The sequence below is a fragment of the Glycomyces arizonensis DSM 44726 genome (genome assembly GCF_000482705.1).
Lineage (GTDB): Bacteria > Actinomycetota > Actinomycetes > Mycobacteriales > Micromonosporaceae > Glycomyces > Glycomyces arizonensis.
Genome location: NZ_AXWO01000019.1, coordinates 103,614 through 113,180, shown reverse-complemented (window position 1 = coordinate 113,180; position 9,567 = coordinate 103,614). Strand labels below are relative to the sequence as shown.

Sequence of the window (9,567 nt, the reverse complement as noted above, 5' to 3'; positions counted from 1 at the left end):
GGGGCGTGTGTTCTCACTGGTTTGTTTGGTGGTGAGAGCGGAAGTGGCACACCCGGTCCCATTCCGAACCCGGTCGTTACGGCTTCCAGCGCCGATGGTACTGCACTCGAGAGGGTGTGGGAGAGCAGGACACCGCCAAACATTGAACATGAAGGAAAGGCCCCCACCGGTTCCGGTGGGGGCCTTTCCCGTGTCCTCTCGAAACGAACACCCACGCACCGCGTGAGGCACGGCCCGCAACCACCCCGCCGAGCGCCGGGTGGTGTCACCGCACCGATGACCGGGCCAGCGATCGACAGCGGCTGAGCGCACCGCTGCGGCTCACGACCCCGCCACAGGTGCTGGCCCCGGTTTTCTGTGCCTTCATCGTCTTCATCGTTTGCATCCGATGAATACCATTGCGCTCCACGATCATGGAGGTGGACCGTGCGGAGCGGAATCTGCGTCAAGTGTCAGAGCAACCGGATTTACGTCCTGTCGTCCTCTACGAGCAATAGTCGCAATCAGCCGGACCTGCGTCTGGGGATGGGCTATACCCAGGACAGCCATTTCCTTGCCTGCCGGGACTGCGGATACACCGAGCGATACATCAATCCCGAACGGCTGTATCTGCTCGAGACATACGGGCGTTCACTCGCCGAAGCGAAAGCGATGGCCGCACGCGGTCAGATGCGTTGAGCACCGCAGACCGCTACACGTACCTCTTACACGTAGGGACCCGCCAGCGGCTCGCCCGCGTGCTCGCGGTACCACAGGCCCCGATAACACCGCCACGGTTCCGGCCGCAGCTTCGTCGGGGCGAAGATCTGCTCCAGCAGACTCCTTGCCTCCAAGAAGAAGTCGAGGCGCTCGTCCGGGGCCGCCACGTGTTGCGAGTCGTCCACCGGTGTCTTCGCCGGGAGGATCGTCAGCGAAGGCCACATCGTCGTCTGCTCCGCTATCGGCAGCAGCCACGCCCGCATCTCGTCGAGCGGTTCGCTCCCCACCGTGTACGTGAACGACGTCCGGTGCCCGGCCGCTCGCGCCGCCGCCAGGATTCCCGCCAGACGCTCCGACTGCTGCGCCTCGGCGGCAACCGGATCAGCACCCGCCGCTTCGGGAGTGCCCGGGTCCGCGGCAGCGGCCTCCTGCGTCGCACTTCCCTCGACCGTAGGGTCGGCGCGGCGCTCTTCGAACGACTCGGTGGTCAGGAAGAGCAGGATCGGTCCCACCTTCTCGGCGAGCTCCTCGAACGCCGCCTCGCTGTGCAGCGCGGGCGTCAGCACGCCGAGCGTCGTGCTCTCCGGCAGGCCCTCGGCCGTCATCGCCTCGCGCACCGCGATGAGGTTCTCGACCACCAGCGCCTCGTCGTGCTCGTGGATGGCGGTGAGCATCACCTCTTGGAACACGTGCGGCGTGCCGTCGTCGCTCAGGTCGGACCCCAGGGCCTGCAGCAGGTCCCGGTAGTTCTTCACCAGTTCCTGTGCGTCCGTGCCGCTCTGCAGCACCAAGGTCGCCGCCGTCCCGTCGGCGCGCAGGTAGCCGCGCACCTCGTCGCCCGGTTCGGCCTCGATGATCTCGGCCACCGGCGTGCCGTCGACGCACAGCTCACTCAGTCCGTGCTGAGGCGACGAGGGGTCGACGTGCGCGCGCAGGCTGAACGGCGAGGTCGCTCGGTCGGACGGCAGCACCGTCATGAACTCTTCGCCCTCGGAGCTGCCGCGCAGGCGCATTCCTTCAGTGTTGTTGCCGCGCAACCCGTAGAGGTTCAACGCGATCAGCAGCAGCTCGCTCCACTGGAGGCCGTGGCGCACGGTCAGGCGACGCCAACGGCGTACAGTCGATGAGATCGGGCCGGCCAGGTCTGCCGGCTGTGTCGGCTCTTCCATCACAGATTCCGATCTTTCTTCTCGTCCCCACCACTGTCCCCCACCGTACAAGAGAACTTCGCCGTACAGGTGGGTGCGGTCCGCCCTCTATGCTAAGTCCGCCGAGGCGCAAAAGCACCCGCCGTGAGAGCATCGGCACTCCATTGCATCCGCCGCCGAAATGGCGGCCGGGTGGAACTCGGCAATTGTTTCCAGCATCGAATCGATGCACCACGACTGGTCTGGAGTCGCTCATGCGAAACGGTGTCGCGCGCGGGCGTGTTCTAGGGGCCGTGGCCAAGGCGTGGCCCGGTTTCATCATGCACGTCGTCGAGGCGCGCGCCCGTGAGCACGTCGAGGCCGGCCGTTTCGGCGAGGCCGCGGTGGTGATGGAGGAGGCCGTGGAGCGCTACGGGCCGGGCACGGTGCCGCCGCTGCTGCTCGCGTGGGTGCTCGTCAAGGCCGGGCGGCCCGATGCCGCGCGTGATTGGGCGCTGCGCGCGGTCGAGGACGAGCCGGAGAACCCCGACGCGCATTGGGTGCTCTCGGGCGCCCTGTTCGATCTCGAGCGCGGAGTCGAGGCCGCGGACGCATTGCGCAAGGCCGTCGAACTGTCGCCGGAGAACGGCTCCTACTACATGGAGCTGGCCTGGATCCGCTACCGGGAAGAGGATTTCGGCGTCACGCGGGAACTGGTGGACAAGGCCCTCGAATTGGCGCCCGATGACGCGTGGGTGCAGTACACGGCCGGGCGCATCTTCGATCACCATCTGCGCCACCGGCGCGCGCAGTCGCATTACGAGCGGGCGCTCGAACTCGATCCGGAGAACGCCGCTGTGCGCTACGACCTCGGCGCGCTCTTGCAGACGCGCGGACGGATCAGCCGGGGCGTGGTGTGCGTCTACGAGACCGCGCCCGAGCCGGGCGGCGAGGCCGAGTACGACGAGGCGTATGGGGCGGCGCTGCTGCGCTGGCCGTGGCGCTGGTACGAGTGGGCGCTGCGGGCGGTGTTCGTGATCAACATCGCGGACTGGGTCTTCCCGACGCCGCCGTGGCTCGCCGCGCCGCTGGCCGGCCTGCTGGTGGCCGCGTTCGCGGTGCGGTGGGGGCGCACGTTCGCCTCCTTGCCCGCGCAGTGCCGCCGCGACATGCTCGCCCCCGGGCGGCGGGGGCGCTTCACCGCCGCCTCGGTGCGGACCCTCGTGGTCTTGGCGGGAGCTGCGGCGTTCCTCCTGGTCGAGCCGGGCGGGTGGCAGCACTTGGGCGTGCTCGCCGTCATCGTGCTCGGCTATGCCGACTGGTATCGCCGGGCGGTGCGGATCGCCGGGAACTGACACTCGCTGCTAGCCGGGCGGCAAGGTAGGCTTCGGGGCGCGAAACGCAACCGATAGGAGCAGTCCCGTGGCCGACCAGGGTGTCGTGTGTTCGATCGATCCGCTCGTCAGCGGCATCGGGCGTCAAGTGCTGGCCGAGGGCGGCAACGCCGTCGACGCCGCCATCGCCGCCGGTGCGGCCCTGACGGTCGTGGCCCCGCATCTGTGCGGTCTCGGCGGGGACCTGTTCGCGCTCGTCCACCGGCCCGGCGAGGCGGTGCCCGCGAGCCTGAACGCCTCCGGGCGGGCCGGTTCCGGCGCCGACCCTGAAGCGCTGCGGGCCGAGGGGCACGCGGTGATGCCGTTTCGGGACGACATCCGCTCGACTCCCGTGCCCGGGTGCGTCGACGGCTGGTTCGCGCTGCACGGGCGGTACGGGACGAAGCCGATCGCCGAGCTGCTCGCGCCCGCGACGGTCCTGGCCGAGGAGGGCTGGGCGGCCACCAGGATGCTCGCGGCCGCCGGTGCCACCTTGAAGGGCGTCGAAGGCGCCGAGGACCTCGTCGGGCTGGAGGAAGGCGGCACCGTCACGCGGCGGCGCACCGCCGCGGCCCTGCGCGCCATCGCTTCGGAGGGCCGCGACGGGTTCTATCTCGGCGAGTTCGGGCGGGGCCTCATCGACATGGGCGAGGGACTGTTCACCGAGGCCGATCTGGCCGCGTCGCAAGCCGACTGGGAGGCGCCGCTCGGCGTCGACGCGTTCGGCCACCGCGTGTGGGCGGCCGCGCCGAACTCCCAGGGCTATCTCCTGCTGCTGACGCTGGCCATCGCCGACCGCCTCGACCTGCCCGCCGACCCGGCCGACCCGCTGTGGGCGCACTACCTCGTCGAGGCCTCGCGCCTGGCCGGGTACGACCGGCCCGAGCGGCTCCACGAAGACGCCGACGTCGCCGACCTGCTCGCCGCCGCGGGCGAGCGCGCCGCCCGCGTCAGCCCCGGCGGCCGCGTCGACGTGCCGGTCCAGCAGCGGGCGGGCGGCACCACGTACATGGCCGTCCTCGATTCGAGCGGCATGGGCGTCTCCTACATCCAGTCGAACGCGGCCGGTTTCGGGACGCGGCTGTTCGAGCCGCGCACCGGCATCGGGCTCCAGAACCGCGGCACCGGCTTCAACCTCACCCCCGGGCACCCCGCCGAGCTCGGACCCGGGAGGCGGCCGCCGCACACGCTCGTGCCAGCGCTGGTCACCCGGCCTGACGGGTCGCTGCGGCTCGTCGCCGGGACCATGGGCGGCGACTCGCAGCCGCAGATCGACGCCCAGTTGATCAGCCGCGTCCTCGCCTCGGGCGAGTCCGTGGGCGAGGCGGTGTCGGCGCCGCGCTGGAGGCTGCACCCCGGCGAGACGGGCTTCGGCACGTGGACCGGGGCCTACGAGATCGACGTCGAGCTCGAGACCGGCGCGCCCGAGGCGTGGAGCGCGGGACTGGCCGAACGCGGGCACGTCGCGGCGTGGGCCGCGGCGGGGAGCGCGTTCGGGCACGCGCACCTCATCGAGGTCGACGACGAGGGCCGCGCCTCGGGGGCGGCCGATCCGCGCGCTGAGACCGGGACGGTCGCCTGCGCCGATTGACGCCGATCGCCTGGTTGTCGGAGGCTCCGGTTACGGTCGCCTGAAGCCCACTCCCGCGGAAGGACCTCACCGTGACCGAGTCGCTCAGCCTGGCCCAGGCCCGTCGGATCGCCGTGGCGGCGCAGCTGCGGCCCCGGTCGGCCAGGTACCGATCGGTGCTCGAACGCCTCGGCTGCATCCAGCTCGACACGATCTCGGCGGTGCGCCGCGCCCACGAGCTGACGCTGCTGGCCCGCGGCCTCGATCTCGACGAGTCCGTGGGGAGCCTGGGGCGGCGGCGCAATCCGGTCGGCTTCGAGGGCTGGGCGCACGCGATGTCGATCATGCCGGTCGCGGACTGGCCGTATCAGGCGTGGCGGCGGGGTCAGCTCCGCAAGCGCTGGGCCGACGATCCGCTGCCGGCCGCCGCGGAGGCCGACGTCCGGGCGCTGCTGGCCGAGCGCGGCGCGGTCACCGTCTCCGACTTCCCCGACGGCGCGATGCACCGCGGCGGGGCGGCGACGATGGGCGACAGCTGGGAGCGCCGCACCGACCACAAGCACGCCGCCGAGCGGATGCTGCTCATGGGGGAGATCGCCTGCACGCACCGGATCGGTTTCAAGCGCGTGTACCAGCTCGCCGAGCGCGCCATTCCCGAGCGTTATTTCTGGGACGCCAGTGACGAGGAGTGCATGCGGCACCGGGTCGGCACCGCGCTGCGCAACCTCGGTGTGGGCACCACCAAGGACATCGCCGACTACTTCCGCCTGCCGGTGGCCGCCACCGGAGCGGCCCTGCGCGAGATGGGCGTCGAGCAGGTCCGCGTCGAGGGCTGGCGGAGCCGCGCGTGGATCGACCCGGAGCTGGTCCTGGCCCGCAGGCCCGCCGCCGATCCGGCGGTGGCGGTGTCCATGTTCGACCAGTTGGTGTGGCTGCGCGAGCGCATGGAGCGGCTGTGGGGCCACGGCTGGAAGATCGAGATCTACGTTCCGGCTCCGAAGCGGACGTTCGGGTATTACTGCCTGCCGATCTTCGTCGGCGACGACCTGCCGGGGCGGGTGGCGCTGCGGCGCGTGGGCGGCGACTTGGTCGTCGAGGCGGTGGAGTGGGACGACGCGAGGGCCGACCGCGAGCACTTGAAGGCCGCGGTGGACCGCGTGGCGTCCTGGGTGAACGCCGAACCGAGGTGGAGGACGGACACGCTCTGAGCCTCCGCGAAGGGCGCCAACGCCACACGCGGCAAGCTCGCCGACACCGTGTCGCTCCGCGAGGGCCGAGCGCTGCGCCAGTGCGGTGGCCACTGCGCGCACTTCGCGTCGCCCCGCACTGGACACCGCCGAGGGTGGCGCCGCCTTCCGTTTCGACATCGCGGACTTGGATCCGTTTCGCGGGCGGCGCCTATCGCCGCCGACGCGGGGGCTCCCGTCCGCACTTCGCACCCGCCCGTACAGGGCGCCGCGAAGGGCCTTCCGCTTCGGAAGGCCCTTCGGGCGGACGCCTGCTCACCGGCGTCCGTTCTCGATATGTGCTGGGAGCGCTCCCGCAATCAGCCGAAGTCGACGTCGCTGCAGGAGTAGAAGGCCTGGTCCAGGTGGCTGGCCTGCCAGATCACGTAGACCACGTGGTGCCCCGTCCGGCCCGGCGCGCTGACCGGGATGTCGATCGCCTCGCCGGGCTGGTAGACGCCGGTCGTGACGACCCGTTCGAGGTCGTCCCAGCCGAGCGGCTCGCTGTTGACGTCGAAGCCCTGCTTGGTGACGTACACCCAGTAGTAGTCGGCGCCGTGCGTGGCCACGTCCTCGTAGTGGAGCGTGAAGTCGTTGTCCAGTGGCGTGGCGTGCCAGGGGCCGACCGCGTCGAGGGAGTTGTAGCGCCCGCCCTCGGCGTGGCCGCCCGAGCAGAGCTGGCCGTCGGGGATCAGCGACTCATGCTGGCCCTGCATGTTCATGCGCAGCAAGCCGTTCCAGTTCCACATGGCGTTGGGGTTGTCCTGGAACGCCTGCCAGCACATGGGGTCTTCGGTGGCCATGTCCGGGTTCAGATGGTCGTCGCCCCAGCGTTCCCAGCAGCTGTACTGCCGGGCGGGGGGACTGGTCGCGGTGCCGTGGGCCGACGCCGAGGGCGCCAGCACGACACTCATCGCCGCTGCCGCGCACAGCGCGAACAGCACGACGAGGGAGCGCCGCAGCCGGGTGGTGCCGGTGATGGTCATCATCCACCTCCTTCAGTCGTTGTATTGATATGGATGAATATATAGGGATCCATGCAAGATCGCAAACATTGCACGCATAAGTCCATATTGACCAATATTTCGACCGAATCGCACCGCCCTGCGACGCACCGGAGGGCCCCACGTCGTGAGGCCCTCCGGCGGATCCCGGCTCACCTCGTAGCTGCGGTGCGAGAAGCCGGGAGCGTAACGGCGCTAGCTGGTGACCAGCGTCAGGTTCCAGGCGCTGAGCGCCTCGTTGATCGGTTGGAAGTAGGTCGTGCCGCCCCAGCTGCAGTTGCCCGAGCCGCCCGAGGTCATGCCCTGGGCGCTGTTGCCGGTGATGAACGACCCGCCCGAGTCGCCGGGCTCGGCGCACACGTTGGTGCGGGTCAGGCCGTAGACGGTGCCCTCGGCGTAGCGGACGGTCTGGTTGAACGCCTGCACGGTGCCGCAGTGCCAGCCGGTGGTCGAGCCGGAGCGGCAGACCGACGAACCGGTGGCGGCCACGTTGGAGTTGTAGACGTAGCGCGAGCCGCTGTACATGTTCACGATGTTGTAGAGCGTCTCGCCGCTGCCGACCTGCACCCACGCGCGGTCCGAGCCGGGGAAGAGCGAGGCGCGGAACGTGCCGGGGGCGGCCTGGCCGCTGGTGAGGCTGTCGCCCGGGTCGCCGCAGTGGCCCGCGGTCACGAAGCCGGGCGTGCTGCCCTGGCGGACGGCGAAGCCGACCGAGCAGCGCCAGGAGTTGTTGACGATGTAGGGATCGCCGCCGCGGACGTAGAACGTCTCGGGCGCCTCGGCGGTGGTGTCGACGGTGATGAGGTCGGGGTCGACGCCCGCGGCCTCTGCCAGGTCGGTCGCGGCGTCCGCGTCGGCGGCCTCGATGACGATCCCGTTGGACTCGACGTCGACGTAGTAGCCGTAGACGTCATCGGCCGCGACGGTGTCGAGGTCGGCCAGGGCCGCCTCGAGCTCGGCGAGGTCGTGCTCGACCAGGACCGGGGTGGCGCCCTCGGCCTCCAGTTCGGCGGCGTCGGCCGCGGAGGTGGTGGCCACCATGATCTCCTCGGCGCCGTCGGCGACCCACAGGCCGGCGTAGCTCTTGTCGTACTCGGCGGGGACTTCGGCGAGGAGGTCGGCGGCGACGGACTCGACCGCGAGCCGGTCGTAGACCTCGGTGGCGGTGATGTCGAAGGTCTCGGACATCTCCTGGACCATCGCGGGACTGACGTTGCCGAGCAGGTCGGCGCGGGCTTCATCGGCCTTGATCTCGAGCGGGTCGGCCGAGGCCGGGCTCGCGCTGAAGGCGAGGGCGAAGGTGGTGGCGAGGGCGCCGGCGGCGGTGACCGCAAGCGCTCGTTGGCGTTTCATCTCTCTATGCCTTTCGGGTGAGGCGATGAGGCAGCTGCGGGGGGCGGCTGCCACGGCCCGGCGATGGTGAGCCAGGCCATATGAGGAGGTTAGAGGGAAAACGCGTATATCAGAAGATGTGAATAATTCAGTTAATATATAGACAGGTTTCGTTTTACATTGCATATGCGAACGACTGTGTTATTAACGAGGTTTACGTGCATAGTGTGGCGAACTGCGGGGGCGCGCATGGGTCCCCGTCGTCAGAGGTGTGGAAGGGGCCGGCGTTGCCTTTCCGGCAGAACGCCCTGAGTCAGGTTTCGGTCACCGCCAGGTCCGAGACCGCCTCGACGAAGCCGCGCACCAGCGCGGTCTCGGTGTCGTCGGACCACGACAGCGCCACCCGCAGCGGCTCGACGTCGGTCAGCGGCACCCACGCCAGGTCCGGGCGCGCGTAGTAACTGGCCATGCTGGACGGAGCGAAGCAGATCGCGGCTCCCTCGGCGACCTGCTCGAGCATCTCCTCCACATTGTCGTTCTTGGGGCCCCAGAGCGGCTCCGATCCATCGGGCCGCGGATTGACCGCCCACCAGTCCACCCACGCCCTCGGCGCCCGTTCCGTCCACATCAGCGGCTCGCCGTTCGTCTCGACCACCGACACGCCCTCGCGGTCGGCCAGGCGGTGCCCCACCGGCAGGCCCACCACGCGCGGCTCGGTGTGGACGACGACGCTCCGCAGCCCCGCCAGATCCGCCGGAAGCCACACGAACGCCACGTCGACCCGTCCGTCGCGCAGCGCCTCGGCCTCTTCGCCCCAGTCGAACCGCTTGGGCTCCACCCGCGCTCCCGGATGGCGGCGGGCGAACTCGGCGCGGGCCTTCGTCGTCAACTCACCGGCGCCGCTGGCCTCGAAGCCGACCCGCAGCACCCGGTCGGCATCGCGCCGGTGGCGCGCGGCGACGGCCGCGACGAGGTCGGCCCGGCGCACCGCCTCCGACGCCGCGCGCACCACGTCGCGTCCGGCGGCCGTGGCGACCACGCCCCCCGGCGTGCGCTCGAACAGGCGCACCCCCAGCTCCGACTCGAGGCTCTTGAGCGCGTACGACAGCGCGGGCTGGCTGACGAACAGCGCCCTCGCGGCCCGTCCCAGGTTCCCGTGCTCGTCGATGGCGACGAGGTATCGCAGTTGGCGCAGCTCCATCCAGCGATCATAAGCCGCGTTTATGGCCCCGTCGA

At 70.3% G+C, this 9,567-nt stretch carries 7 protein-coding genes and 1 rRNA gene; 4 read left to right on the top strand and 4 right to left on the bottom strand.

All coding sequences use genetic code 11. The annotated features are described in order from the left end of the window. Window positions 1-24 precede the first annotated feature (24 nt). Window positions 25-141: ribosomal RNA gene (gene rrf / locus H613_RS0114505) — 5S ribosomal RNA — on the top strand. A gap of 563 nt (window positions 142-704) precedes the next feature. Here the strand turns inward: rrf and H613_RS0114500 are convergent. Beyond that, a complete protein-coding gene (locus H613_RS0114500; RefSeq protein ID WP_169732001.1) occupies window positions 705-1,868 on the bottom strand; it encodes a hypothetical protein in 1,164 nt (387 codons plus the stop codon). A gap of 233 nt (window positions 1,869-2,101) precedes the next feature. Here H613_RS0114500 and H613_RS0114495 point away from each other — a divergent pair, with 233 nt between their 5' ends. From H613_RS0114495 to H613_RS26630, 3 genes are all read left to right on the top strand, one after another. Then, window positions 2,102-3,181 carry a tetratricopeptide repeat protein gene (locus H613_RS0114495; protein WP_169732000.1) on the top strand — a complete coding sequence of 360 codons (1,080 nt, stop codon included), beginning with the start codon at window positions 2,102-2,104 and terminating at the stop codon, window positions 3,179-3,181. Window positions 3,182-3,248: 67 nt separating this feature from the next. Next, window positions 3,249-4,790, top strand: coding sequence for a gamma-glutamyltransferase family protein (locus H613_RS26635; RefSeq protein ID WP_035738154.1), 1,542 nt, complete (start codon window positions 3,249-3,251; stop codon window positions 4,788-4,790). Window positions 4,791-4,861: 71 nt separating this feature from the next. Then, window positions 4,862-5,977 (top strand): DNA glycosylase AlkZ-like family protein, encoded by a 1,116-nt coding sequence (locus H613_RS26630; protein ID WP_051393361.1) that lies wholly within the window; start codon window positions 4,862-4,864, stop codon window positions 5,975-5,977. A gap of 338 nt (window positions 5,978-6,315) precedes the next feature. On the opposite strand, the gene H613_RS0114480 is transcribed toward H613_RS26630, so the two are convergent. The 3 genes from H613_RS0114480 to H613_RS0114470 all read right to left on the bottom strand — a co-directional run bounded on the left by H613_RS0114480 (window position 6,316) and on the right by H613_RS0114470 (window position 9,532). Next, entirely contained in the window at window positions 6,316-6,984 is a 669-nt protein-coding gene (locus tag H613_RS0114480; RefSeq protein WP_026924381.1) for a lytic polysaccharide monooxygenase auxiliary activity family 9 protein, read from the bottom strand. Window positions 6,985-7,194: 210 nt separating this feature from the next. Next, window positions 7,195-8,352: a S1 family peptidase gene (locus H613_RS0114475; protein WP_026924380.1), complete on the bottom strand. Its 1,158-nt coding sequence runs from the start codon at window positions 8,350-8,352 to the stop codon at window positions 7,195-7,197. Between the two features lie 292 nt (window positions 8,353-8,644). Next, on the bottom strand, window positions 8,645-9,532 hold the full coding sequence (locus H613_RS0114470; RefSeq protein ID WP_026924379.1) for a LysR family transcriptional regulator: 888 nt from the start codon (window positions 9,530-9,532) through the stop codon (window positions 8,645-8,647). Between the last annotated feature and the right edge of the window lie 35 nt (window positions 9,533-9,567).

Coding starts and splice junctions, on each gene's coding strand:
- H613_RS0114500 (WP_169732001.1), bottom strand. CDS start 1,868: ATGGAAGAGCCGACACAGCCGGCAGACCTGGCCGGCCCGATCTCATCG.
- H613_RS0114495 (WP_169732000.1), top strand. CDS start 2,102: ATGCGAAACGGTGTCGCGCGCGGGCGTGTTCTAGGGGCCGTGGCCAAG.
- H613_RS0114480 (WP_026924381.1), bottom strand. CDS start 6,984: ATGATGACCATCACCGGCACCACCCGGCTGCGGCGCTCCCTCGTCGTG.
- H613_RS0114475 (WP_026924380.1), bottom strand. CDS start 8,352: ATGAAACGCCAACGAGCGCTTGCGGTCACCGCCGCCGGCGCCCTCGCC.
- H613_RS0114470 (WP_026924379.1), bottom strand. CDS start 9,532: ATGGAGCTGCGCCAACTGCGATACCTCGTCGCCATCGACGAGCACGGG.